This window comes from Gardnerella nova, from assembly GCF_049244055.1.
Taxonomy (GTDB): domain Bacteria; phylum Actinomycetota; class Actinomycetes; order Actinomycetales; family Bifidobacteriaceae; genus Bifidobacterium; species Bifidobacterium vaginale_H.
Genome location: NZ_CP058369.1, coordinates 787,975 through 813,392, shown reverse-complemented (window position 1 = coordinate 813,392; position 25,418 = coordinate 787,975). Strand labels below are relative to the sequence as shown.

Sequence of the window (25,418 nt, the reverse complement as noted above, 5' to 3'; positions counted from 1 at the left end):
GTGAGGGGGTAAAAGAAATGACTACCGAAAATGAGAGGATCGCGCAACCAAAGCGTCGCTTAATTGTATTAACCGGTCCTACTGCTGCTGGCAAAGGCACAGTGGAAGGGATACTTCGTGAGAAGCATCCTCATATTTGGTTGTCTGTTTCAGCTACTACTCGCGCTCCGCGTCCTGACGAGTTCAATGGCATTCACTATTGGTTCTTGGATGAAGAAGAGTTTGAACGCCGTAGGCGTAATGGTGAATTTTTGGAGACGGCTTTAGTTCACGGCATGGCTCATTATGGCACGTTGTTGCAGCCTGTTTTGGATCATCTTGAGCAAGATATTCCGACTTTGCTTGAGATTGATTTGCAGGGTGCTCGTCGAGTAAAGCAGGAGGCGGCTCGACTTGGTTTGGAAGTCGTGTACGTTTTCATTGCTCCGCCAAGTTTTGAAGAGCTTAAGAAACGTCTTATTGGACGTGGTACGGAGACTCCTGAGCAGCAGGCTAAGCGTTTGGAAACTGCGAAAGTTGAGATTGCTGCAGCTAGTGAGTTTGACGTTGTTATTGTGAACGATAGCGCTGAGCGTGCTGCAGACGAATTGTGGCATGTTATTGCTAAAGAATACGATTTGGAATAAGTATCGCCGCAATATCCAATCAATAGCCTATAATAGGCAATTTGGAACTATTGTAGCACCATAGAATTTGGAGAATATTATGGCATTGGGCACTCAGCCAACACCTACGGGTCTTGCGAATCCACCAATTGATGATTTGATGCAACATGCGGATTCCAAGTATGCGCTTGCCTTATTTGCTGCAAAACGAGCACGTCAAATTAATGCTTATTTCACTCAGCTTAATGAAGGTTTGTTGCAAAATGTTGGACCATTAGTTGAGTATCGGAATCAAGAGAAGCCTTTGTCTATTGCTTTCCGCGAGATTAATGATGGTTTGCTTGAAGAAACGCTTGGTGAAGATGATTTAAGCGAAGGTAATTAAGTTACTGTTTGAATCTTCTATTGCGATTAATCGCAGCCGCAATCTGTACTGGTGAAAGTAGGGAGTGCGACTGCGTTTTTCGCTTTATACGGTAGTTTATTGAATATTATTGGACATTATTAAACTTTAGGAAACCTTAGGAATATTAAGTAACCTTAGGAAACCTTAGGAATATTAAGTAACTTTAGGAAACCCTAGGAATATTAAGTAACTTTAGGGAATATTAGGTAACGTTAGGGAACGTTAGGAGGGGAATGTGGAAGAACGTAAGTTGATTTCTGCAGAATCTGTAACTGAAGGTCATCCTGACAAATTATGCGATCAGATTGCTGACGCTATTTTGGATGACATGCTTCGACAGGATAAGCATGCGCATGTTGCGGTAGAAGTGTGCGCGTCCGTTGGACAATTTGTGGTATTTGGTGAGGTTCGCGGCGAAGTTTATACCGACATTCCTGGCATTGTGCGTCGCGTGGTTCGTAACGTTGGGTATACGAGTTCTGCGATTGGTCTTGACGCGGATTCTTGCGGTGTTATGGTTTCGTTGACTGAGCAAAGCGCCGAAATTAACCAGGGTGTTGCTCGCTTGGATGCGGTTCGCGAAAGTGAAGCCTCTCGTGAGGAGCATTATGCTGCTCAGGGTGCGGGGGATCAAGGTGTAATGTTTGGCTACGCAAGTGACGAAACTGATACGTATATGCCATTGCCAATATATCTTGCCCACCGTTTGTCTCAGCGGCTTGCGCAAGTTCGTAAAGACGGTACGGTGTCTCATCTTCGTCCGGATGGTAAAACGCAGGTAACTATTGAATACGATTCTAAGGGTGTGCCTCAGCGTTTGGATACGGTGTTGATTTCTACTCAGCACGATTCAGAAGTTTCGCGCGAATGGTTGCAGGCTCAGTTGGTTGAGCATGTTGTTAATCCTGTGTTGGATGAGGTTCTTGCTGAACGAGTTGTGCACGATTCGTACCGTATGCTGGTTAATCCTACTGGTTCTTTCATTTTGGGTGGTCCTGCCGCGGATTCCGGGTTAACTGGTCGAAAAATTATTGTTGATACGTATGGTGGTGCTGCTCACCATGGTGGCGGTGCTTTTTCTGGAAAAGATCCTAGTAAGGTTGATCGTTCCGCAGCGTACGCTGCTCGCTGGGTTGCGAAGAATATTGTTGCTGCTGGTCTTGCGCATAAGGCAGAAGTGCAGGTTGCGTATGCCATTGGTATTGCGGATCCTGTGAGTGTGAACGTGGAAACGTTTGGCACTGAGGCTGATGGCATTACTCGCGCGGATATTGCGCGTGCTGTGCGCGAAGTGTTTGATTTGCGTCCTGCTGCGATTATTGACGAGCTTGATTTGCTGCGTCCAATATATGCTTCTACGGCAGCTTATGGTCATTTTGGTCGTACTGATGTGGAATTCCCTTGGGAAGAGACGAATCGCGTAGATCAGTTGCGTGCTGCCGTAAGTAATTGCAAGTAGGTAATTGCAAGTAGGTAATCGCAATTAAGTAATTGCAATTAAGTAACGCAATTAATCGTAATTAATCGCAATTAATCACAGGTAAACGAGATTGTTTATAGCGATAGGTTTTTGCAGTAAACTCAATAGTAGTTGTGTGAGGTAATTCAAGCAGAGCTCAAAGGATTTTCATGGCAGAACAACCTTCGTTAGACGGATTGGCGCGCAAAACGCGGCGTAAACGTACTGTCGCTGAGCGCATACCTGCTAAGAAGCATGCCATAGCGCGGGTGATTCTTGACGTTCAAGCTGCGCATTTAGGACGGACTTTCGATTATCTTATTGCGCAAGATCAAGACGAGTCCGCTCAGCCGGGTGCGTTTGTGCGCGTGCGGTTTGGGGCGCAAAAGCTTATTGGCGTGATTTGGTCTCGTTCCTCTCACACTGATACCCCCGCTTCTGCTTTGAGATTTATAGAACGTGTATTGCCGTCGGATGTGCTGCTTTCTAAGTCTTTACGCGACGATATTGACGCTATAGCAGCAGCCTACGGCGGCACAAGCGCTAATATTCTTCGTCTTGCCGTCCCTCAGCGTGTAGCGCGCGTCGAACATGAAACTGTGTTTGACAATATACGATTGCAGCGGCGAAAAGATTGGTGTCGAAAACTTAAGCAGCGCCTGCTTGAAAATAACAATGCGCAATCGTCATACGCTACTACAGCTCGCATGCTTAACTCATACTCGAATGCTGATATGTTGTACTCAGCTTTGAATAGGCCAGTTGCGTACGATGCTGCCGACGATAGTTACGACGCTGCCGACGATAATCATAATGTTGCTCAATCGTTTGTGGTTGACGCGTTACCCGGCTCTCAAAGGCTGGCTCAAGACTTAGCGTGGATGATTGTTACTGCTATAAGTGCGGGCAGGCAGGCTGTGGCAGTGTTGCCAACGTTAAGGGAAGTGAACGACGTTATGCGCGCGCTTATGGAGTATGGTCTACAGCCGTATAAGCGCGTGGCTGACAATCACCCTGGCTTTTCAGCCGGCGGTTTTGACGGTGACGTCGCCCGTCTTTCTGCAGCTGACGCTCCTGCTGACCGTTACCGCTCCTGGCGTGCGGTTGCAGCTGGAATAGTGCCATGTGTGCTCGGTACGCGTGCAGCCATGTATGCTCCGGTTGAAGGTGATGCGCTTTTTGCAATCGTTGAGGATACTGCATACCAGTATGCTGACGGCATGATGCCTTATGCACAGGCTCGTGGCGTTATGAGACTTCGCGCTCAGCGGCACGGCGGCATTTTTGTGGCAATGGCATATTCCAGGAGTGCGTTAAGCCAAAGTGAAGTAGATTGCTACGCGTCAAATACTGAGGTCGCGCAATTAGTCAGCGGCGCAAGTATTCCGGTGGCTCCTTTGCAGGCGGCACGCGAAACGTTGGTTCCGTGGGTGCGCTGGCTCAATCGTGCAACTTTGTCGGCTCTAGCTGATCAAAGCATAGGCGCGCGCATACCGCACACTGCTGTGCGTGCTATTAATGATGCGCTCAGTGAAGGTTGCCCTGTATTGTTTTCCATTCCGCAAGATGGCGTAACTCAATCTGCAGTATGCGCTTCCTGTAATACGCAAGCTCGTTGTAAACGTTGCACTGGTCCGCTCGATATAAGTAGCGGAAAATCGTCGGCGCGTTGCTTATGGTGTGGCGCTAGCTCAGTTTCGTGGTCCTGTTCCCATTGCGGCTCCCACACTATGCGTGCCATACGTGTTGGTGCTGCTGGTACTGCGGAAGAATTAACAAAACTATTTCGAAACGTACCGCTAGTACTTTCCTCACCGCATCAGCCGCACGGCATAGTTGAGTGCATAAACGAGCAGCCAATTATTGTTGTTGCAACGACCGGGGCTGAACCGCGCGTGCGTGCGCGTGAAGAAGGAAAGTGCGGTGAATACCGTGTAGTTGCAATACTTGATACTTGGGTGAGTTTATATGCAACTGGTTTAGACGCAAGAGTTGATACGTTAACCGCCTGGATGAAAGCTGCCTCCTTGTGTGCGCCTAGAAGCAGGGGAGGAAGCGTTCTGTTAATTGGAGAAACTTACCAAAATCTTGCAAGTGCACTTACTTTGTGGGATACGACGCAACTTTCACGCAACGAACTTTTAGAACGCAAACAGACAGTATTGCCTCCTGCAGTGTCGGCTGCATGCGTATGGGGTTCTCGAGACGCAGTAATGCAAGCGTTGCGCGATATTGGTGCTATGGTGCAGCTAGACGACGATAGTTGTAGCAACCAAAGCGAAAATCAGAACGCTAATCAAATTATATGTTCCAATAAAAATTTGCCAATGCTCACTATGAAAATGGACGTATTAGCGGAAACGGACGAAGTAACGAAAACGGACGAAGCAAACGAATCCTCCCAAGAACATAACGTTGAACAAACTATTCCGCCGTTGCTGGGAATCGTCCCCATGCACCCACCTGTTACTGACCACTTCCAGCATTTTGAAAATTTTGACGACAGAGTAAAAGCAGTCGTAAGGGTGCCGTTATCTTTCAGACAAGAATTAGTGCTCCGTTTACAGCGCGAAGTAGCGCATCACGTAGCAACGCGTGCTGCTGGAGAATTGCGTTTTTGTATTGATCCAAAAGATTTATTAGCGTACTGAGGAGGGATTATGCCAAAAATATATAATTGCGCGGTATTAGGAGATCCTATTGACCATTCGTTGTCTCCCGTATTGCACAACGCAGCTTATAAAGCTTTAGGACTTACGAATTGGCAATATAGCAAGAAAAAAGTAAGCGAAACTGAGCTAGCCGATTTCATAGCCAATCTTGACGATTCTTGGAAAGGCTTAAGCCTTACAATGCCGCTTAAAAAAACCGTAATGAAACTCGGCACACCTTGCGATTACTGGTCTAAAGCACTTAACGTAGCAAATACTGCGATTTTTACAAGCAATCCTGCAACAGCTTTGCCTTCGCAAATTGAACTGTGCAACACAGACGTAAGTGGCATAATTACAGCTTTTATTCGATCCTTGCACGAGAGCATATGCCAAGTAAAAAAGGCCGTTATTATTGGCAGCGGCAACACGGCATCCTCTGCAATGGCGGCGCTGATAGAAATTGCGCAAGCTTCGAAACTTGAGCAGGTGCAAGTTATTGCAAGAACTGAAAATGCCGGTAGCGTAAAAGGCGTTGAACGTTTTAATAATCTTTTGCGCGCGTACTGCGCGGATTCTCCAAATAGCAGAAGCATAGAGCCGTGCTTAGAAAACGGGGAAGCTGAAAGTAGGGAAGCTGATTCAAAATACGAATCAGTGCGAGGTATTGAATTCCCAACGCTTAGTGAAGAAGCGCTTAAAAAATTTGCCGACTATAGCGCGGAAAAATTAGGCGCGGAAAAATTATCGGAATGTGACGAATCTCTCATTTTGAAATCCTTAAGTTCCTTAGACGCAATTCGCGCAATCGCAGAAGCAGATATTGTAATAAGCACCGTTCCAGCGCACGTCGCGGACGGCATAGCGTTAGCGCTCAAAGCATACTGTCAAAACAGGCGCGTAAAAAAATTGGGAACGCTGCTTGATGTAGTGTATGATCCTCGCCCAAGCATGCTGCTTAGTGCTTTCAGGCAATACGGATTAGGAATTGGCGGCGAAGAAATGCTTCTGTACCAAGCCTTAGCGCAAGTAAAGCTTATGACGTTTGAGTACAGAAATTCGGAAGAAAAATCGGAAGTAAGCTCGGAAGTAAGCTCGGAAAATATTTTTGAGAATGATTCTGACAAGGCCGCAGATTACGATAATCCTAGAGACTGTGAATATTTAAGTAATTGCATGCGAAAAGCCTTACAGGAGGCATTATGAGCGCTAGTAAGCAATATGATGTGCAAGATAATACGCAAGATGAGGTTCAACGTGAAGCTCAGCCTGGTACGCAACGTGATACGCAAATTAGTATGCAATTAACCGACAGTTTTGAAGTTATGCTGATTACCGGCATGAGCGGTGCCGGGCGCTCGCACGCAGCCAACGCTTTGGAAGATATGGGATGGTATGTTATCGACAATCTTCCGCCGAAACTGCTCATACCGCTAGTGGATATGATGACCTCATCCGGCTCAAAAGTGCATAAACTCGCCGCAGTTATTGACGTGCGCTCGCGCGGGTATTTTGACGACCTGTTTGCGGTTCTTGCGCATATTGACGAGCTTGGCGTAAAAACGCGCATTTTGTTCCTAGACGCTTCAGACTCCGTGCTCATTAAGCGGTACGAATCCGTGCGCAGGCCTCACCCTCTGCAGCGCGGCGGCAGGCTGATTGACGGCATTCAAGAAGAGCGCGAATTACTCGGGCACTTAAAAGACTGCGCGGATATTATTATCGACACTTCAACACTGAGCATTCACCAGCTTTCCACAAAGCTTTATGAAGGGCTACTTGGCAAAGGTTCCTCAACAGTATCCGTGCACATTTTCAGCTTCGGCTTTAAATACGGCATGCCAATGGACGCTGATTTTGTAATTGATATGCGATTTTTGCCTAATCCGTTCTGGGTACCTTCTTTGCGGGAACTTACCGGTAAAGATCAAGCAGTGAGCGACTACGTACTTTCCAATCCTGCAGCGGTTGCTTTTTTGGACGCTTACGAAAAGGCGCTACTCACCGCTATCGACGGTTTTGCTAAGGAAGACAAGCATTACGTGACTATTGCCGTGGGTTGTACAGGAGGTCAGCATCGTTCGGTAGCGGTAAGTATTGAACTTGCGCGACGTTTGAGATTGCACGGCTTGCAAGTTACAGTATCCGCTCGCGAACTTCAGCGGAGATCGTAAATAAAAGCAAAATAAAGTTCAGTAGTATCGGACTTAGCAAAGCTAAACAAAGTTGAGCTAAACAAAATTGAGCTAAACAAAATTGAGCTAAACAAAGTTCGTAAATTGGACAAAAATATGCAAAATTAAATAGAATGAAGTAATTCCAAGCAAATTCAAAAGTTTTGTGCTGTAAATACGTGCAAACGTGTGCAAAAAATCACTAAAATGTCCAACGTATTCTGTATCACAGAAAGCCGGGCATGTCGTGTGCCAAAGCATCATGCAAGTATTCACAGCACGCATATTTTAAGAAGAACAAAAGTAGGAGGTTGTCCCTTGGCTCTTCTTGACGACGTCAAAAATGAACTCGTTTCCAACAACAATGAGCTCCCGACTGTCATTATGGCTCAAGCGGCAGCGATGATGCGTTTTGCAGGCGGTTTAAGGCCGGTGAACAACCAGGCTATTATTCGCGCTCAGTTTGATTCTCAGCGTGCCGCACAGTGGCTTGTTGAAGTATTGAAGACGCATTTCCAAAGGGAAGCGGTTATTTCCCAAGTTACGCGCCAAACTCCTACCGGTACTGTGATTCGCTACGACGTAGTGGTTGAACGTGGGGCAGCAGCGTTGGCTCTGCAATCCGGCTTACTCGACCGCCGAATGCGCATTGTTGCAGGCTTGGCTCCAGAGATTATTAGCGGCAGTATTGCTCAAATTAAGGCAGCTTGGCGTGGTGCGTTCCTGGCGCACGGTGCTATTTCTGATCCTGGAAAAGCAAGTTACTTAGAAGTTGTATGCCCAACGCATGAGGCTGCAAATGCTTTACAAACCATGGCTGCGCGCTTAGGAATTAGCGCCAAAGCTCGTCAGGTTCGTAGCTCCGAACGCGTGACCTTACGCGATTCTGACGCCATCGAGCGCATGCTAAATCTGATCGGTGCTCCTCGTTCAGCCCGCGAATGGACTGGCAAGCGTTCAGACGGGGAAGCTCGCGGAAAAGCCAATCGTCTCGCCAACTTTGACGATGCAAACATGCGTCGTAGTGCCAAGGCTGCGGCAGAAGCTTGCGAAAAAGTTCGCCATGCGTTTGAAATCCTAGGGGACGATATTCCAGATAATCTTTTGATGGCTGGTAGGCTCCGTTTGGAACATAGCGATGCCAGCTTGGAAGAACTCGGACATTTAGCCGATCCTCCTATCACAAAGGATGCTATCGCAGGACGAATCCGCAGGCTTTTGCAGCTTTCGGCGAAGGTTGAGAAGTCGCGTATGCAGCAGCTTTAGTGCTGTTTTTGAGCGTTTATTGCGGAGTTGATTTTTCTTAATTGGCGCGAGCGCGATTTTCGCTTCTCGCGCTTTTTGTTTTCGTGATTCTTGCGTATCGTCTATGAGTTTTGTAACTGATTTAGTTTTTTGGTTTTTACGAGGCTGGAAAATTTGTGTTTGCGCAAGTTCTTGTTTGGTGTGGCGCGAGTTTTGGGGGATTTCTCTCCTCGCACGTCCCGTCCTTCGCTCCGCACTCATGTGAAATATTTTTACTGTAGTAAAACCTTGTTTATGTTGTGTTGCGTTCGCTCAGTCCTCTTTTAGTGCTCGTAGAGAAATCCCCCAAACTCTGCGTGCTAATCGTTAATAACCTCGTTTTATCGCAGAGATTTTTCGATTTTTCTTCTTCGCTCGACTTGTCAGTAGCCTACGGCTCTGACGTCCGTCTTCGCTCAGCGCGAAAAATCTCAAATCTCACCACACGAATATTTGCTCGACCAAGCAACACCCACCCCTCACTACTGATAAAACCGCTAGTGTTTTGTGGAGTGGTAGGAAAGTCTGGTGTGGTGTCTGCAGAGCACTAATGCTAGTGTTCTCTAATCAATAAGTACTCAGCGTGTGCGGCAGCATGAATGCTAGTGGCTTCTAGGCAATAAATACTCAGCGTGTGCAGCAGCGATACTGCAAAGCTATAGAAACATTTGCGGGAGTTTTTTCTCCGGTAAATGTTGCTGTTTTGGTGGTTTTTTGGAACATTTGCCGGAAAAACTCCGGCTTTTGTAGCTGCGCTGGCCATTTTTTGGAACATTTGCTGGAAAAACTCCGGCGTTTGTAGCTGTATTAGCCGTTTTATGGAACATTTGCGGGAGATTTTCCGGCATTTGTTGCTGAATTTGCGTAATTATGGAACATTTGCCGGAGATTGTTCCGACGGTTTCTTTACATAGTTGTAAAGGAATTGTCGTTTTTGGGCCGGATTTCGTTTTTTCCTTTACATTCATGTAAAGTAATAATCACTTTTCTGCGAGATTCCGACAATTTCTTTACGTGACTGTAAAACAAATGTCAATATTTCGTCAGATTTCGACATTTCCTATACGTGCACGTAAAGCAACTGTCACACAGAGCACAACTGCAAAGCTATAGAAACATTTGCGGGAGTTTTTTCTCCGGCGTTTGTAGCTGCGGGTGGTTGGTGCGTGGTGGTGGATTGTTGAAGATATGCGGTATAATTGCGCACGGCATTGTTTAATATTTGAGGCTGATTCTACGTCTTTTTGAACAAATTAAGCCAGAATGGTAAGCCAATACGATTTGGAAAGGATACCAATGAAGACACTGAAAGATTTGGGAGATTTGAGTGGCAAGCGCGTGTTGGTTCGCGCTGATTTTAACGTTCCTCTCAAGGGTACGACGATTACCGATGACGGTCGTATTCGAGCTGCTTTACCAACCATTAAGGCTTTGCGTGAGCAGGGTGCGAAGGTGATTTTGATGGCTCACCTTGGTCGTCCAAAGGGTCAGGTTGTTCCAGAGCTTTCATTGGCTCCAGTGGCGGAGCGTTTAGGTGAGCTTCTTGGTGTGAAAGTTTCCTTGGCTGCAGATACCTACGGTGAGGATGCTCAGGCTAAGGTTGCTGCCATGAACAATGGTGACGTTGTTCTGCTTGAAAACGTGCGCTTCAACGCTGAAGAAACCAGCAAGGATGCTTCCGAGCGCGCAGCTTACGCTAAGAAGATTGCCGCTCTTGGTGAAGTATTCGTTTCCGACGGTTTCGGTGTTGTTCACCGCGCCCAGGGTTCTAACTACGATGTTGCTGCTGACCTTCCAGCAGCTGCGGGCTTGCTTGTTGAGAAGGAAGTGAAGGCACTTTCTCGCGCGACCGAAAATCCAGAGCGTCCTCTGACTGTTGTGCTTGGTGGTTCTAAGGTTTCTGACAAGCTCGGTGTTATTGAAAACTTGCTTGCTAAGGCTGATCGTCTTGTTATTGGTGGCGGCATGGTGTTCACCTTCCTTAAGGCTTTGGGTCACGAAGTTGGTACTTCCTTGCTTGAGGAAGATCAGCTTGAGAAGGTTAAGGGCTACATTGAAACCGCTAAAGCAAACGGCGTGGAGCTTGTGCTTCCAACCGATATTGTTGTGAACGCCGGCTTCCCAGCGGGAGATACTCCGGTTGCTCCAGAAGTAGTTCCAGCTGACGCTATTCCTGCCGACAAGATGGGCTTGGATATTGGTCCTGATTCCCAGAAGCTTTTCCACGACAAGATTGTTGATTCCAAGACCGTCGTGTGGAACGGCCCAATGGGTGTGTTCGAGGTTCCAGAGTTTGCAGCCGGCACTCGCGCTGTGGCTCAGGGCTTAGTTGACGCCACTAAGAACGGCACCTTTACTATTGTTGGCGGCGGCGATTCCGCTTCCGCAGTACGTAACCTTGGATTTGCGGAAGATGGCTTCTCGCACATCTCCACTGGTGGTGGCGCTTCCCTCGAGTTCTTGGAAGGCAAGACCCTTCCAGGCTTGAGCGTGCTTGAGTAATTATTTATAAAGTAATTATTTATAAAGTAATTATTTAAAGCGATAAAACCTTCGCTTAAATTTTACGTTGTGAATATTGTGCCGGCTCAACAGGGATTTCAGTATTTATTGTTTCATTGTTTATTGTTTCAGTATTTATTGATTTCTCGGTTGAACCGGCATTGTGCAATGTAGTTATGTGATTATTTCTAAGAAGGATTTGCATGAGTTCTCGTCGCACTTACTTGGTTGCTGGCAATTGGAAAATGAATTTCAATCACCGCGAAGCTACACATTTTATACAAAAATTTGCGTGGCTGTTGCGTGACGTGCACTACGATTATCGCGATTGCGAAGTGGCTCTTATGCCTTCTTTTACTTCTATCCGCAGCGTGCAAGTTCTTGTTGAATCTGACCATCTTCCAATATTGTATGGAGCGCAGGCGGTTTCTGTTACTGCACAAGGCGCTTTTACTGGGGATGTTTCGGCGGATATGCTCGCCAGCCTTGGTTGTTCAATGGTTATCGTTGGTCATTCTGAGCGCCGCAAGTATCATCCGGAAGACGACGCGAATATTGTAGATCAAGTGCGTGCGGTTCTTGCGGCCGGAATGACTCCAATTTTGTGCGTTGGAGAGAGTTTTGAGGAGCGTAAGCAGGGTATTGAGCTTGATTTTGCGGTTGGCCAGGTTCACGATGTAACGCGCGATCTGGATGCTGAGCAGGCTAAACGCTTGATTATTGCTTACGAGCCAGTATGGGCGATTGGGACAGGCATGGTTGCTACTGCTCAGTCGGCGCAGGAAGCGGCTTCTGCTATTCGCAAAGATTTGCGTGCGACTTTTGGCAGCGAGGTTGCCGATGCTGTGCGTATTCTTTACGGCGGATCGGTAACGTCCGCTAATGCGTCAAGTCTTATTGCGGAACCGGACGTTGACGGATTTTTGGTTGGGGGAGCTTCTTTGGATGCGGAAGAGCTGTCGAATATTGTGCGACTCACCGCAGCTCAAGCGCGTCTATAGGTCAACGGTTCTTATTAGACTAAACGAAGTACACCGAAACAGGAGGTTGTTTGTGTCCGCTGTAAAGATTTTTTTGCAGGTGTTGCTTGTGCTTACTAGCATTTTGCTCACGCTGTTAATTTTGATGCACAAGGGCAAGGGCGGCGGCCTTTCCGACATGTTCGGCGGCGGTTTAACGAAGAATGCTGGTAGCTCTGGTGTTGCGGAAAAGAACTTAAATCGTTGGACAGTTATTATTGCACTGATTTGGGTTGCAGTAGTTGTGATTTTGAACTTAATGACTAAGTTCTCGCTCATCTAAGTGTTTTTTAAAAGCGCATGGTCGTAAAGATTGCGCGCTTTTTTATTTATGTAGGTGTTTCCTATGCTTCGTTTTTCTCCTTCTTTAGTAATTGCTGATCTCGACGGCACTATGCTTCACGATTCGGAAACTTTTGAAGGACGCTACTTAAGTTGCGAAACTGTGCGGGCTGCTGAGCGTTTGCGCAATAAGGGTATTCCGCTTGCGATTATTACAGCTCGCCCTGTTGGTAGTGCTTTCGATTTTATTCACGATTTAAAAGCTCAAGTTTGTGCGTATCTCAACGGAGCGCTTATTGATTTTAATTGCGCGCACAGCACCGTTAGTGAGCTTACTTCGCAGCGCAGTATTGATACTCTTACGCGTTTTGGATTTGATTCTGAGCATGCGAGTGATGTCTGCTTGCGTTTGCTGAGTGAGATTCCTACGCTTCGCATTGGTATCGTTATGAACGACGTTCGTTATACTAATTTCGACGTTCGTATGCTTTGGAACGAGCAGGATTTTATTATTACCGATTTTTCTAATGTTCCAAGTGGCATTGCAGATAAGATTATTATTGTTCCGCGAGATGGCGAGAAGGAGCAGCTTCAGCGTATTCTTCCGGACGATTTTTCCTTGCATATTAGCGAAGATGTGTTGTGGATGCTTACGAATCCTCTTGCAAACAAGGGGCATGCGCTGAACGTTATTTGCGATCGCTTGGGCGTGAAGGCGAGCCGCACGGTTGTTTTTGGCGACGATATTATTGATATTGATATGTTCCGTGCCGGCGGTTATGGGGTAGCGGTGGCGAATAGTAACCAGCGTTTGCTTGCGATTGCGGACGAAGTTTGCGCTTCTAACAACGACGACGGCGTTGCTAACTGGCTTAATTCAAACCTTTTGCTAGATTGCGAATAACCCGCCTTTTTTCGTTACTGGCGCAGTTGGCGCTCGCGCGGATTGCGACGCGCTCGCTTACGAAACTCGCGTTGGAAGTCCCCCGGACTTCCAACTTAAGCGAGTTTCCGCTCCGAGTTGCCTTCGCGCGCTACGCTCTATGCGCTCAGGCAGGTCGTCGCGCTGCGTTAGTAACGCATATTGTCATTTTTTCGTTACTGGCGCAGTTAGGTTTCTATAAAGGAAATATTAAGTAGAAGCAGGTCCGTAAAAAGTGTGATTAAGTCGAAGTGAGCCAGTAAAAAGTGTGGTTTCGAATCCTTATTTGTGGTATTCTTGAACGGTCAATTTTACAAGAGTTTAGAAGGTTGTGATATGACTAAGTACAATAAGAAAGCTTTAGCTTCTGTAATAACAGTTGCCACATTATTCGGTAGTGCTGCATTTGCTACTCCTATGGTAACAGTTGCCGTAGCAGAAGAAGCTGGTTCATCAAATAATACTAATAATACTAATAATTCCAGTAATACTAATGATGCTAACGATGCGGCTTCTTATAGCGAATGGGTTAAGAACACTGCTGAAAAGTCTTTAGGTAAGAGCCAATATGATGTAACTAAATGGAGTTCCATAGACCAAGCTTTTAGGTCGACCTATGGATTTTCCAAAGAAACTTTAGATGACGATACTAACTTGCCAAATGAGCACCATTCAAAATACTTCCTTCAATTGCGCGAGAGAATGCTTAATGCGTATCCTAATGCTCGTAATGAAGCATCGGAATTTCAGAAGCGTGTTGGCGATTTGAGAAAAATTTTTGAGGTGTCAAAAAATAGTTTAGACGAGGCAAAGATTGAAGAGCTTGAGAGCGCTCGCGATAATCTTATGAATGAATATTGGTCTATTATTAACAATAATAATCTCCCATCATCCGTTGCTTCGTTACGATTCTTGTATACTGCTGTAAGATACGGATTGCAGTATGGTGCTGATGTTTCCGAACCTATTTATACCGATGATATGAAAAATGTTGATGCCCTGAAAACGGAAACTGAATCTGCAAACCGTATTGATACTTTAGCGAAGCGCTTCTCGCGAATTTCGGACTTCCTTAAAGATGATGGAGCCTTTTTGGTTCCAAAAGAGGAAGAGAATGCCATATTTAGACTTAAAGATCAAATTGGAAAATTGGGTGATGACTCTGCTAAGAAGAATTCGCCAGATGCTTTGCGCTTACGAAGCAAATTATTTGAGTTGCAATTAAAATCTCTTGAAAAATATACGCTTCCTGAAATTTTAGATCTTCCGGATCGTGCTTTGGTTAATGCTATGCAGCAAGATATTTTATCTGAAAAATATCTAGTAAAATGCAAGTTTATTGATATTGCGACTAAAAATAAGATAAAGGAAGAGTTGAAGAAAGGTAAGAGTTTCAACGCAATTTCTAAGGAACTCAATACCTGGAATAAGCAATATCACGATTATTACAATAGTTATATTAGAGATATGAGTAAGGGCAACTCTGTTAAATATGAAGAACTGCCTATGAGCGAATACGATGTAGCCGATACTATTGAGAGAAATCTTAAAGAAGTAAGGCATGACTACGATTTAAGGGAATTTATTGGTGACTTGCTATCTAGTGGTGCGGATATTAAAGAGGTTTTGCATACTGAACGTAAGAATTGCGTAATTCTTGAGAATAAACTTAAAGACAATCAGCTTTATAAGGATTACCATGATGCGCAAAACAAAGTTAAGGAAATTCTTAGTAAGGTATATGGTGGCCCATATTACCACTCTGGTTTTGATAAAGAGTTTAATGCGGCAGAGAAACGTTTAAATGAGGCAAAAGAAAAGTATGATAACGACAAGGAAATAGCTTCCCTTGAAAAGGATATTCAGGATTCTAAAGATCATATAAGCATTATGGATAAGTTGCAGCATGTTCGTGATTCAATGAGCGAGGGGAAGACTCTTGCTCAGGTTATTAAGGAATATGAAGCTGAAAACGACAAATTGCGCGATCTGTATAGTCATTATCGGTATGCCAATATTGAGTCGATGTTACCGAAAGATGTCAGTATAAAGGATTTAGCAACATTCTACTCTCGTGATAAAGAAAAAGAAGCCAAGGAATCTTTGAATGAGCAGAATTTATACTATGAGTTTGCTCAGGAGATGTTACAGCGTGGCGACAAAATGTTCAGAGTTGATTTTGTCCATGACGATCAAACTTCTGAAAACGGCGACGGGAATGGTACAGAAAACGGCGACGGGAATAATGAAAATGTCGATTTAGATAATCTTGGTGACTTGGGTGATCTCGGTGACCTTGGAGACCTTGGTGACCTTGGAGACCTTGGTGACCTTGGAGACTTGGGTGACTTGGGAGATCTCGGCGACTTGGGAGACTTGGGTGATTTGGGTGATCTGGGTGACTTGGGTGACTTGGGTGACTTGGGAGACTTGGGAGACTTAGGAGACTTGGGAGACTTAGGAGACTTAGGAGATCTGGGTGACCTTGGTGACTTAGGTGACGTGGATGATCTGGGCAATCTAGGTGACTCTAGCGACTCTAGCGAATCTAGCGAATCTACTAATGCTGATGCGTTGAGTGACTAATACTAAATCTATAGAAAAGTGGGAAGGATTCGGTTGGATTCTTCCCACTTTACTTATATGTTTGCTGAACGCTCCAAATGTGGGGAATTATCTAGCGTTTGGAGCGCTGCGCAAAACAAAAACCGCACATGTGCGAATTAATCCACGAACATGTGCGGTTTATGTTTATTTATTACTGATTAATCAAATCAGGCGTTTACGCGATCGATGCCAGACTGTACGTCTGCAATCACGGAATCCCAAGACTTGATGAAGGCGGCAACACCGTCGGCCTCAAGCTTGTCGGTAACGTCCTTGATGTTGATGCCAAGCTCAGCAAGCTTGTTCATAACAGCGTGGCTCTCTTCGTAAGTGCCCTTAATGGAAGCAGCGCCGTTGCCGTGATCAGCAAGAGCGTTCAAAGTCTTTTCTGGCATGGTGTTAACAACATGCTCAGCAACCAACTCGTCAACGTACTTGCAATCGGAGTAAGCTGCGTTCTTGGTGCCGGTGGAAGCCCAAAGTGGACGCTGCTTCTTAGCGCCCTTGGCCTCAAGCTCAGCCCAACGTGGGTCAGCTGCGAACTTCTTCTCGAAGAGTTCGTAAGCCAAGCGAGCGTTAGCAACAGCAGCCTTGCCTTCAAGAGCCTTAGCTTCATCGGAGCCGTTAGCTTCGAGGAGCTTGTCAACAGCGCTATCAACGCGGGAGACGAAGAAGGAAGCTACGGAACCAATGTGCTTCAAGTCGTGGCCGTTAGCGGCAGCCTGAGCGATACCTTCGATGAAGGCGTCGATAACCTGCTCGTAGCGCTCGAGGGAGAAGATCAAGGTCACGTTCACGGAGATACCCTTAGCGAGGGTAGCGGTGATAGCTGGAAGACCTTCCAAAGTTGCAGGAATCTTGATCATAACGTTTGGACGATCAACCTTTGCCCAAAGCTCTTCAGCCTGCTTCTCAGTGTTAGCAGTATCGTGAGCCAAGCGTGGGTCAACTTCGATGGAGACGCGGCCGTCAACGAAATCGGTCTTTTCAGCAATCTCGCGGAAGATATCGGTTGCGTTGCGAACGTCGGTGGTGGTCAACTCGCGAATAGCGGTCTCAACGTCAACCTTGCCGAGTTCCTTAAGCTGTGCATCGTATGGACCAACCTGGCTCAAAGCCTTCTGGAAGATGGATGGGTTGGTGGTAACGCCAACAACATTCTTGTTAGCAATCAAATCCTGCAAAGAACCGGATTCGATGCGGGTACGGGACAAATCGTCCAACCAAATAGAAACGCCGGAATCGCTGGTGCGCTGCGTTGCTTCAGTCATGTTATCTCCTTAACACTGTGCTCCACCAATTGGGGCACGTCGGTATTGTGGCGTTGTTACAAGAAACAGCGGTTGATGTCGAACCAACGGTAGCTCGGCACCAACACGCCGTCGCTGTTTCTTGTGAAGTTACTAAATTAGCACTTCTAGTTTTGTGACATATCAATTTTATTTTGATACATCAAGTTTTATTTTTGCTTACTTGCTTTTTGCTTACTTACTATCTTAAGCGCGAGCTTCTTCGATAGAAGCCTTGGCAGCTTCTACTACGTGCTCAGCAGTAATGCCCAAGTCGATCATGTTCTGACCGCCGTCACCCTGCAAGCCGTACTGTTCGATAGAAACAGCCTTGCCGCAATCGCCAAGATACTTGTACCAAGGCAATGCCAAGCCAGCTTCGATGGAGACGCGAGCCTTGACGGACTTTGGAAGGATTGCTTCCTTGTACTCTTCGTCCTGCTCTTCGAACCATTCGAGAGATGGCATGGAAAGAACGCGAGCCTTGATGCCTTCAGCTGCCAAAGTCTTGGCGCCGGCAACAGCCCACTGAACTTCAGAACCGGTTGCCATGATGATTACGTCTGGAGTGCCTTCGCAATCAACCAAAACGTAAGCGCCGTGCTTCACGCCTTCGCGAGCCTTCTCAGCAGTCTCAGCGAGGGTTGGAACGCCCTGACGGGTCAAAATCATGGCGGTTGGGTAGCTGTTCTTCTTCTCGAAGAAGTAACGATAAGCTTCAGCAGTCTCGTACTCGTCTGCAGGGCGCACAACCTCAAGCTGAGGAATAGCGCGGAAAGCAGCCAAGTGTTCGATTGGCTGGTGGGTTGGACCATCTTCGCCCAAAGCTACGGAATCGTGAGTCCAAACATAGAGGTTTGGAATCTCCATCAAAGCAGCCAAGCGAACTGCTGGGCGCTCGTAGTCAGAGAACTGGAAGAAGGTGCCGTTGAATGGGCGAGTGTCAGAACCAAGCAAAATGCCGTTGGTGATAGCACCCATTGCGAACTCACGCACGCCGAAGTGGAGCTGACGGCCGTACTCGGAAACGTTTGGCCAAGTGCGGGTTGCATCCTCGGATGGGCCGAAGGAGTCAGCGCCCTTAATGTTGGTGTTGTTGGAGCCGCCCAAGTCAGCGGAACCACCCCAAAGTTCTGGCATAACGGCAGCAATTGCGTTAAGAACTGCGCCGGAAGCCTTACGGGTAGCAACCTTGGAGCCGACTTCGAAGCCAGCAACCAAGTCGTCGATAGCCTTGTCGAAGCCTTCAGGAAGCTTGCCAGCCTTAAGACGCTCATACAGAGCAGCCTTATCTGGGTTGGCGGCAGCCCACTTTGCAAGAGCTTCATCCCAAGCCTTGTGAGCAGCCAAGCCGCGCTCTGCAACCTTGCGAGCGTGAGCCAAAGCTTCTTCGTCGATTGGGAACGAAACTTCTGGGTCGAAACCGCAAAGTTCCTTCAAGCCCTTCACAGCTTCTTCGCCAAGCTTGGAGCCGTGGGAAGCTTCGTTGTCGGTCTTACCTGGGGTTGGCCAAGCAATCAAAGTATTAACCTTGATGAAGTGAGGCTTATCGGTAACTTCCTGAGCCTTTTCAATAGCTGCAGCCAAAGCCTGAACGTCTTCCTTGTAGGAGCCGTCTGGCTGGATGAAGCTCACTTCATCGGTGTACCAACCGTATGCACGGTAACGAGCAAGAATATCTTCAGAGAAGGTGAGCTTGGTGTCGCCTTCGATCTGAATATGGTTTGCATCGAAGATTACGGTCAAATTGCCGAGCTTCTGGTTTCCAGCCAAGGAAGCAGCTTCAGAAGAAACACCTTCCTCAACGTCGCCTTCGCCGCAGATAACCCAAACCTTGTGATCGAATGGGGAAGTGCCGGCTGGAGCTTCTGGATCGAGAAGTCCACGCTCAAAGCGCTGGCCGTAAGCAAAACCAACAGCGGATGCAAGGCCCTGGCCGAGTGGACCGGTGGTCATTTCGATGCCTGGAGTTAAGCCGTATTCTGGGTGACCTGGAGTACGCGTGTCTGCGCCGCCACGGAAATACTTGAGGTCGTCAAGAGTTAAGCCGTAACCAGAGAAGAACAATTGCACGTATTGCGTAAGCGAAGCGTGACCGCCAGAAAGAATAAAACGATCGCGGCCGGCCCACTTTGGGTCAGCTGGATCGTGCTTAATGAAGTGCTGGTACAAGGTGTACGCAATTGGTGCCAATGAAACAGGGGAGCCAGGATGTCCGTGTCCTGCTCGCTCAACAGCATCAGCCGAGAGAACCTTCGCCATCTTTACGGCGCGCTCGTCTAATGCAGACCAGTTGAAATCGGTCATGTGATCTACTTTCCTTCCAATAATCCGGGTTTTTAAGCACAGCTCACGCTGGCTTTTTACCCTCTCATTGCCCTTTAATCCTATCTTTCGCGTGAGACGAACATGCAATAATGTGTGTCAAAATGTGTCATTATGTCCATGTTCTGTAACCCTTGTGTGAATCTTTGCCGTTAATTATTTCGTATAGCAACATCGTTCTTAGATAACAGACTTTTTCGTCGCGTATTGAATAAATTTGGGTACAATAAATAAGGAGTTGGGTACAATAAATTTAGGTACAATTGAGTAAAGAAGACTAAAAGTTGGAAGTTATTAGTCTTAAAGTTGATAGGAGTTTTGATGCAGTCCCGACGCATGATGATTTTGCGCGCAGTCGTTGAGGATTATATTCGTTCTCAGGAGCCAGTAGGATCTGCGGCGTTAGCGAAGCATCATCAGCTTGGCGTTAGTTCAGCAACTATTCGCAACGATATGTCAGCTTTGGAAGAGGAAGGCTATTTAATTCAGCCGCATACTTCCGCAGGTCGTATTCCTACAGAAAAAGGGTACCGCTACTTTGTTGACGGTTTAGCTGCGGTTATTCCACTTTCTGAACCTCAGCGTCGCGCTATACGCAACTTTTTAAGCGGGTCGGTGAGTTTGCAAGATACCTTACAAAGATCTGCTCGCTTGCTTGCCAGTATTACTGGACAGGTTGCGCTTGTTGCGGCTCCATCGTTATCTCGTGCCAGCGTGCGTCGTATTGAGCTGGTTCAAGTATCTTCAGCTACTCTTTTGGCTGTTGTTATTACCGATACTGGCAGTGTTGCGCAACATATGTTACAAGTTGAAAACGTTTCTGCAGAAGAACTTCGACAATCAATTACTATGATTAACCAATTGTGTGTGGGACTTTCGCTCAAAGTTGCTTCGCAAAGATTACACGCGCTTGTTGAAACTATTGCGAGTATGAGTGTGCGTAATTTATTGCGTTCTCTTGCGAAAGCGCTGGAAGATATGCACGTTGGTGAGCATGCGCACGATTTGTATATGGCTGGAGCCTCCCAGCTTGCTCACCGTCAAACGATGAGTGATTTTGCTTCACTATTTGACGCGCTTGAAGAGCAGGCTGTTATTATGCGTTTGATGACTACCTTAAGTGAAGAGGCGAGTGATTGCGCAAGTGGAGTAAGCGTAGCGATTGGTTCAGAAACGCATAATCCGGGCTTGTTGCATGCTTCGATTGTTACTAGTGGTTACGGTTATAACTCTTGTCCTAACGAAACGTATTACGCGCACGAAAGTAACGATACTGCTCAAGAGGAGCATTTTACTTCTCAAAGTGACGGCACTAGTGATGCCCGTAACGACGGTAGTACAAGTAATGGTATCGATAGTTTTGAAAATATTTCTGAATCTGCGGTTCGTCAAAACGCTCCTGTAGCTTTCATAGGATCGATTGGACCGCAGCACATGGATTATGTTGCTACGATGGCAGCGGTAAAAGCCGTGGCCCGCTATCTGAACGCGTTTATTGCGCAAAATCGCTGAAAATAAATTCGAACTACGTTTTACTACTGACATTGGTATATGGCACAATAGGTGAGGTTGAGTAATACTGATGGGGTTTATTTTAGAGGTATTAAAGTGACTGATTATTATAAGATTTTGGGCGTTGATCATAACGCTAGTGATGATGAAATTCGTAAAGCATACCGTAAGATGAGTCGCAAATATCATCCAGATATTGCCGGTGCTGAGTTTGAGGATAAGTTTAAGGAAGTAAACGCTGCTTACGACGTGCTTTCTAATCCTGAAAAGCGTCGCATGGTTGATATGGGCGTTGACCCTAATGATCCTGCCGCAGCTAGAGCTGGTGCAGGTGCTGGTGCTGCCGGCGCTGGTTTTGCCGACATGGGCGATATTTTTAGCCAGTTCTTTGGCGGCTCTTTTGGAACTTCGCAAGGCCCAATTTCTCGTGTGCAGCCTGGCGACGACGCTTTAGCGGAAGCTCGCATTGATTTGAAAACCGCTATTTTTGGCGGCAATGTGAGCGTGCGCATAACAACTTTTGGCGTTTGCCAGGATTGCAACGGTTCCGGTTCCGCGGATGCTGCTGAACCTGAACAGTGCTCACAGTGCCATGGTTCTGGCTTCTGCCAGAAAGTTGTGCGCACAATGCTTGGTCAGATGATGTCTTCCATGCCTTGTGACAAGTGTGAAGGTCACGGAACTATTATTCGTAATATTTGCCAAAATTGTCATGGTCATGGTCGTGTGCGAACTATGCGAGAGGTTGGCGTTAACGTGCCGGCTGGTATTCATGATGCAAGTCGTTTGCGTTTAGCTTCGCAGGGTAGCGTTGGGGAATGTGGTGGTCCGGCTGGTGACTTGTATGTCGATATTCATATTCGTGCCGACAAACAATTCACGCGTCAAGACGATGATTTGCACTGCTGGATTACTGTTCCTATGAGCTGGGCTGTGCTCGGCCACGACATTACTATCGAGACTTTCGATGGTCCACGAACAATAACGATTCCTGCAGGTTGCCAGAACGACGATACTGTCACTTTGTCAAATCTTGGTGTGACTCAGTTGCGTTCCACGGATCGCGGTGATCTTATTGTTCACGTGTTGGTGCACATACCAACGAAGCTTACTGAAGAGGAGCGCGCTTTTATTGAACAGTTTGCGCGTACTCACGATGGCAGCGTGAAGCAGATTCAGCAGCAATCGTTGGCGAATCAGTCTCAGGAGCATAAAGGTTTCTTTAGTAAATTAAAGGAAGCTTTTGTTGGCTGATTTTTACAGCTTTAATTGCAGCTTTAATTACGGCTTTAATTACTGATTTAATTTACGGCTTTAATAAAATAGTGAGGAAATATGGCATTACCAATATTGTTTGCTGGAACTCCAGAAGTTGCGGTTCCTGCGCTTCGCGAGTTAGCTGAAGATCGTGAGCATTTTGACGTGCGCGCAGTGCTGACGCGCCCGGATGCTCCCACTGGTCGCGGCAGGAAGCTGGTTCCAAGCCCTGTAAAGCAGGCTGCTCTTGAGCTTGGTTTGCCCGTGCTTGAGTCCGATCCAAAAGATGAAGCTGTGTTTCTTGAGCAGCTTGCCGCCACGGGTGCTAAGGCTGCGGCAGTTGTGGCGTACGGAAAGATTTTGCGCCAGAGTGTGCTCGATGCTTTGCCGCTCGGTTGGTACAATTTGCATTTTTCGTTGCTTCCGCAGTGGCGAGGTGCAGCTCCTGTGCAGCGCGCAATTTGGGCTGGGGATGATATTACGGGAGCTACTGTTTTTCGCATTACGCGCGGCATGGATTGTGGCCCTATTTTGGCGCAGTTTACTACGAAAATTGAGTCTCACGAAAATGCTGGCGATTTGCTTATGAGACTTGCTCACGACGGTGCTCCGCTGCTTGCTGCTTCACTTCGAGGCATGGAAACCGGCGAAATTGTGCCGGTAGAGCAAGATCAAACTCCTCAAGAAGTTGCGCAAAAGATTACGGTTGAAGATGCGCATATTGATTTTCACGCGCCAGCTTTTGCGGTTGATCGTCAGATTCGCGCTTGCACGCCGAATCCGGGTGCGTGGTGCGAGCTGCACGCGGACGACGACAATAACGCGGATCCGATTACTTTGCACGTGTTGCGCGCGGTTCCGGCAGATGCTAATAATCCGCATGCTGTAGATTTTAATCAGCTTGATCCTGGAAAGTTACTTGCTGGCAAGAAACAAGTTTGGATTGGTACTTTAAGCGGCGCGCTTGAGCTTTTGGAAGTAAAAGCGCAAGGTAAAAAGGCTATGAAGGCGGCTGATTGGGCGCGTGGAGCAAGGCTTTCTGCCAAAGCCTACTGCGCATAAAATTATGAGTATGAACTTTTCTTCGCTGTTGCCAACTTTGGCGAAGCCGGGGCTTTTGGTGATGGATGTTGACGCCACGCTTATTGAAGAAGAAGTTATCGATTTGCTTGGTGCAGAAGCTGGATGCGGCGATGAGCTTTCTGCGATTACAGCGCGCGCAATGCGTGGAGAAATTACTTTCGATACTTCCTTGCGTTTGCGCGTGAGCATGCTTCGCGGTTTGAATATTGACGAGTGCAAAAAGCGTATTATTTCGCGTATTCACGTAACTAAAGGTGCGAAAGTTTTAATTGATGCGCTTCACGAGCGCGGTTGGAAAGTTGGCGCAGTTTCCGGCGGTTTTCACGAAATATTAGACGAATTGTTGCCGAGTTTGAGTATCGACTTTTGGACGGCTCACTATTTGGAATCGCGCGACGGCAAACTTACTGGCAACGTACTTGGAAATATTGTTAACGCTAACGCAAAAGTTGATGCGCTTCAAAAGTGGGCGCATAATCTTGGAATTGCGCGCGAACAAACGGTTGCGGTAGGCGATGGAGCGAATGATATTGCTATGATTCAACATGCTGGACTAGGCGTAGCTTTTTGCGCAAAGCCAGCAGTTGAAGCGTCAACTCCTTACCGCATTCATACGCGTGACTTGAGCGCTGTCTTGCGTTTTGTGAATGCGAATTAATGCGTTTATAAAACGAAAAGTTGAAGAATGTACATGGGCAATGTAGAATTATGAAGCAATGATTAAATATTAATGTTATGCATTAGTGATTAGCTGGCGTTAAAGGCTGGTTTGTGAAGGTTCTGTAGCTTTTATCCACAGAACATATATGTGCTGGTAAGTCTTTCAATTCAATGAGTAAAATGACAATTAGTTTTATTAGATGGAGAAGAGTGTGCGTGAATGTGGGAAGTTCACGTACAGCAGGGTAGGGAGTATATAGTGAATTTACGAGAGGTAGCGCTTGAAGTTGCGCGTATTTTAGAGGATGTTGGCAAACACGCGTACCAGGATCAGTTAAGTCCGCAAGATATGACGTCGTTGGCTTTGGGAGATCCGATGCAATCCGAATCCGGTTTCTCGGACAAGCTGGTACGTTTTATTCAAAACCGTTTAACCTATGTCAATCCTTTCCAAGGTTTTTGGAGAACGAGACCAGAGCATTGCAATCCGGGCGACCGTTTCTGGTGTGTGGGCAATGTCGACGGTGCTATTAATTTCAACCGAGACATGGCCGAATGGACGCTTACGGTTTCTCTGTTTGAATTTAACGAAGAAGGTTCTGCGCGACCGGTGCTTGGCGTTGTGCACGCTCCTGCATTGGGATTAACTTATTTGGCTGCAAAGGGCCAGGGTGCGATTCGTATTCGTAGAACTCCTCAAGGTGAGAAGCGTGAAAAGATTACGCCGTCTACTTCTTCGGAATTGCGCGGGTCGGTAGTGTGCTATGGAATGTCCTATATTCCTGGAGAATCCAAGCGCGCTCTTGATGTTGTTGCTTCGATTGAAGAAATGTGCCCGGCTGATATTAAACGTATCGGTCCTGCTTCTCTTGATTTGTGCAAGGTTGCGGATGGCACGTACGACGCGTATTTTGAGCCGCATTTGCATCAGTGGGATATTCCAGCAGTTTCTGCCGGTGCCGTGGTGGTGCAAGAAGCTCAGGGACAAGTGTGCCAGTGGGATGGAAGTCCTATTCATTACCGCCGCGAGAATGATGTAGTGGCGTCGAACGGTTTGTTAATTGACAAGTTGCGCCCGTATCTTAAGTAACTAATAATCTCATGGCGTGTTATAACTTTTTTAGTAAACATTATGACGTCTTATCATTCAATTTATGCGGAATTTGCGAATTATGTGATTTACGCGACATAAATTGTTGCATAAAAAGACTTGCAATGTATGAATAGTTGAGTAACATACAATCTGTACTGGCGTCAGTTTGCAAATTTATGTATGCTGAACATATTAAGAGAGTGCGAAGCGTTTTAAATAGCAAATTGGTGTGGAAACGAAGATGCGAATGCTAATTTATTGGCGGACGCATAATTGTATATTACAAAT

At 46.7% G+C, this 25,418-nt stretch carries 20 protein-coding genes; 17 read left to right on the top strand and 3 right to left on the bottom strand.

Annotated elements, in window-relative coordinates:
- The first annotated feature begins 17 nt into the window (after nucleotides 1-17).
- The 7 genes from gmk to whiA all read left to right on the top strand — a co-directional run bounded on the left by gmk (nucleotide 18) and on the right by whiA (nucleotide 8,561).
- Complete coding sequence (gmk, locus tag HXT56_RS03355) at nucleotides 18-626, top strand: guanylate kinase (protein WP_116711845.1); 609 nt, start codon at nucleotides 18-20, stop codon at nucleotides 624-626.
- A gap of 79 nt (nucleotides 627-705) precedes the next feature.
- Nucleotides 706-990 (top strand): DNA-directed RNA polymerase subunit omega, encoded by a 285-nt coding sequence (rpoZ, locus tag HXT56_RS03350; RefSeq protein WP_116711844.1) that lies wholly within the window; start codon nucleotides 706-708, stop codon nucleotides 988-990.
- 256 nt (nucleotides 991-1,246) lie between these two features.
- Nucleotides 1,247-2,470, top strand: coding sequence for a methionine adenosyltransferase (gene metK, locus HXT56_RS03345; protein WP_421778450.1), 1,224 nt, complete (start codon nucleotides 1,247-1,249; stop codon nucleotides 2,468-2,470).
- A gap of 170 nt (nucleotides 2,471-2,640) precedes the next feature.
- Entirely contained in the window at nucleotides 2,641-5,121 is a 2,481-nt protein-coding gene (locus HXT56_RS03340) for a primosomal protein N' (RefSeq protein ID WP_421778449.1), read from the top strand.
- Nucleotides 5,122-5,130: 9 nt separating this feature from the next.
- Entirely contained in the window at nucleotides 5,131-6,327 is a 1,197-nt protein-coding gene (locus HXT56_RS03335) for a shikimate dehydrogenase family protein (RefSeq protein ID WP_421778448.1), read from the top strand.
- 92 nt (nucleotides 6,328-6,419) lie between these two features.
- Nucleotides 6,420-7,295, top strand: a complete 876-nt coding sequence (gene rapZ / locus HXT56_RS03330) for an RNase adapter RapZ (RefSeq protein ID WP_250309526.1) — start codon at nucleotides 6,420-6,422, stop codon at nucleotides 7,293-7,295.
- Nucleotides 7,296-7,613: 318 nt separating this feature from the next.
- Nucleotides 7,614-8,561 (top strand): DNA-binding protein WhiA, encoded by a 948-nt coding sequence (whiA, locus tag HXT56_RS03325; RefSeq protein WP_116711839.1) that lies wholly within the window; start codon nucleotides 7,614-7,616, stop codon nucleotides 8,559-8,561.
- A 674-nt stretch (nucleotides 8,562-9,235) separates the two neighbouring features.
- Here the strand turns inward: whiA and HXT56_RS03320 are convergent.
- The gene (locus tag HXT56_RS03320; RefSeq protein WP_421778447.1) at nucleotides 9,236-9,547 is read right to left on the bottom strand and encodes a hypothetical protein; all 312 of its coding nucleotides are present in this window, start codon (nucleotides 9,545-9,547) and stop codon (nucleotides 9,236-9,238) included.
- A gap of 328 nt (nucleotides 9,548-9,875) precedes the next feature.
- On the opposite strand from HXT56_RS03320, the gene HXT56_RS03315 reads away from it, so the two are divergent.
- The 5 genes from HXT56_RS03315 to HXT56_RS03295 all read left to right on the top strand — a co-directional run bounded on the left by HXT56_RS03315 (nucleotide 9,876) and on the right by HXT56_RS03295 (nucleotide 15,890).
- Entirely contained in the window at nucleotides 9,876-11,081 is a 1,206-nt protein-coding gene (locus HXT56_RS03315) for a phosphoglycerate kinase (protein WP_116711837.1), read from the top strand.
- Between the two features lie 203 nt (nucleotides 11,082-11,284).
- On the top strand, nucleotides 11,285-12,082 hold the full coding sequence (gene tpiA / locus HXT56_RS03310; protein ID WP_421778446.1) for a triose-phosphate isomerase: 798 nt from the start codon (nucleotides 11,285-11,287) through the stop codon (nucleotides 12,080-12,082).
- Between the two features lie 52 nt (nucleotides 12,083-12,134).
- Nucleotides 12,135-12,383, top strand: a complete 249-nt coding sequence (gene secG, locus HXT56_RS03305) for a preprotein translocase subunit SecG (protein WP_116711835.1) — start codon at nucleotides 12,135-12,137, stop codon at nucleotides 12,381-12,383.
- A 63-nt stretch (nucleotides 12,384-12,446) separates the two neighbouring features.
- Nucleotides 12,447-13,286, top strand: coding sequence for an HAD-IIB family hydrolase (locus HXT56_RS03300; protein ID WP_421778445.1), 840 nt, complete (start codon nucleotides 12,447-12,449; stop codon nucleotides 13,284-13,286).
- Nucleotides 13,287-13,640: 354 nt separating this feature from the next.
- Nucleotides 13,641-15,890, top strand: a complete 2,250-nt coding sequence (locus HXT56_RS03295; protein ID WP_421778444.1) for a hypothetical protein — start codon at nucleotides 13,641-13,643, stop codon at nucleotides 15,888-15,890.
- 188 nt (nucleotides 15,891-16,078) lie between these two features.
- Here HXT56_RS03295 and tal read toward each other — a convergent pair whose 3' ends face one another.
- A complete protein-coding gene (tal, locus tag HXT56_RS03290) occupies nucleotides 16,079-17,182 on the bottom strand; it encodes a transaldolase (protein WP_004125840.1) in 1,104 nt (367 codons plus the stop codon).
- 225 nt (nucleotides 17,183-17,407) lie between these two features.
- Nucleotides 17,408-19,507 carry a transketolase gene (tkt, locus tag HXT56_RS03285; RefSeq protein WP_421778443.1) on the bottom strand — a complete coding sequence of 700 codons (2,100 nt, stop codon included), beginning with the start codon at nucleotides 19,505-19,507 and terminating at the stop codon, nucleotides 17,408-17,410.
- A 339-nt stretch (nucleotides 19,508-19,846) separates the two neighbouring features.
- On the opposite strand from tkt, the gene hrcA reads away from it, so the two are divergent.
- From hrcA to HXT56_RS03260, 5 genes are all read left to right on the top strand, one after another.
- Nucleotides 19,847-21,037, top strand: coding sequence for a heat-inducible transcriptional repressor HrcA (hrcA, locus tag HXT56_RS03280; protein ID WP_421778442.1), 1,191 nt, complete (start codon nucleotides 19,847-19,849; stop codon nucleotides 21,035-21,037).
- Nucleotides 21,038-21,133: 96 nt separating this feature from the next.
- Nucleotides 21,134-22,291 (top strand): molecular chaperone DnaJ, encoded by a 1,158-nt coding sequence (gene dnaJ, locus HXT56_RS03275; protein ID WP_421778441.1) that lies wholly within the window; start codon nucleotides 21,134-21,136, stop codon nucleotides 22,289-22,291.
- Between the two features lie 81 nt (nucleotides 22,292-22,372).
- A complete protein-coding gene (fmt, locus tag HXT56_RS03270) occupies nucleotides 22,373-23,356 on the top strand; it encodes a methionyl-tRNA formyltransferase (RefSeq protein WP_421778440.1) in 984 nt (327 codons plus the stop codon).
- Nucleotides 23,357-23,360: 4 nt separating this feature from the next.
- The gene (serB, locus tag HXT56_RS03265) at nucleotides 23,361-24,035 is read left to right on the top strand and encodes a phosphoserine phosphatase SerB (RefSeq protein WP_421778439.1); all 675 of its coding nucleotides are present in this window, start codon (nucleotides 23,361-23,363) and stop codon (nucleotides 24,033-24,035) included.
- A gap of 261 nt (nucleotides 24,036-24,296) precedes the next feature.
- The gene (locus HXT56_RS03260) at nucleotides 24,297-25,127 is read left to right on the top strand and encodes an inositol monophosphatase family protein (protein WP_165846023.1); all 831 of its coding nucleotides are present in this window, start codon (nucleotides 24,297-24,299) and stop codon (nucleotides 25,125-25,127) included.
- Nucleotides 25,128-25,418 lie beyond the last annotated feature (291 nt).

Coding starts and splice junctions, on each gene's coding strand:
- gmk (WP_116711845.1), top strand. CDS start 18: ATGACTACCGAAAATGAGAGGATCGCGCAACCAAAGCGTCGCTTAATT.
- rpoZ (WP_116711844.1), top strand. CDS start 706: ATGGCATTGGGCACTCAGCCAACACCTACGGGTCTTGCGAATCCACCA.
- HXT56_RS03340 (WP_421778449.1), top strand. CDS start 2,641: ATGGCAGAACAACCTTCGTTAGACGGATTGGCGCGCAAAACGCGGCGT.
- HXT56_RS03335 (WP_421778448.1), top strand. CDS start 5,131: ATGCCAAAAATATATAATTGCGCGGTATTAGGAGATCCTATTGACCAT.
- rapZ (WP_250309526.1), top strand. CDS start 6,420: ATGCAATTAACCGACAGTTTTGAAGTTATGCTGATTACCGGCATGAGC.
- HXT56_RS03320 (WP_421778447.1), bottom strand. CDS start 9,547: ATGAATGTAAAGGAAAAAACGAAATCCGGCCCAAAAACGACAATTCCT.
- HXT56_RS03315 (WP_116711837.1), top strand. CDS start 9,876: ATGAAGACACTGAAAGATTTGGGAGATTTGAGTGGCAAGCGCGTGTTG.
- tpiA (WP_421778446.1), top strand. CDS start 11,285: ATGAGTTCTCGTCGCACTTACTTGGTTGCTGGCAATTGGAAAATGAAT.
- HXT56_RS03300 (WP_421778445.1), top strand. CDS start 12,447: ATGCTTCGTTTTTCTCCTTCTTTAGTAATTGCTGATCTCGACGGCACT.
- HXT56_RS03295 (WP_421778444.1), top strand. CDS start 13,641: ATGACTAAGTACAATAAGAAAGCTTTAGCTTCTGTAATAACAGTTGCC.
- tal (WP_004125840.1), bottom strand. CDS start 17,182: ATGACTGAAGCAACGCAGCGCACCAGCGATTCCGGCGTTTCTATTTGG.
- tkt (WP_421778443.1), bottom strand. CDS start 19,507: ATGACCGATTTCAACTGGTCTGCATTAGACGAGCGCGCCGTAAAGATG.
- hrcA (WP_421778442.1), top strand. CDS start 19,847: ATGCAGTCCCGACGCATGATGATTTTGCGCGCAGTCGTTGAGGATTAT.
- fmt (WP_421778440.1), top strand. CDS start 22,373: ATGGCATTACCAATATTGTTTGCTGGAACTCCAGAAGTTGCGGTTCCT.
- serB (WP_421778439.1), top strand. CDS start 23,361: ATGAGTATGAACTTTTCTTCGCTGTTGCCAACTTTGGCGAAGCCGGGG.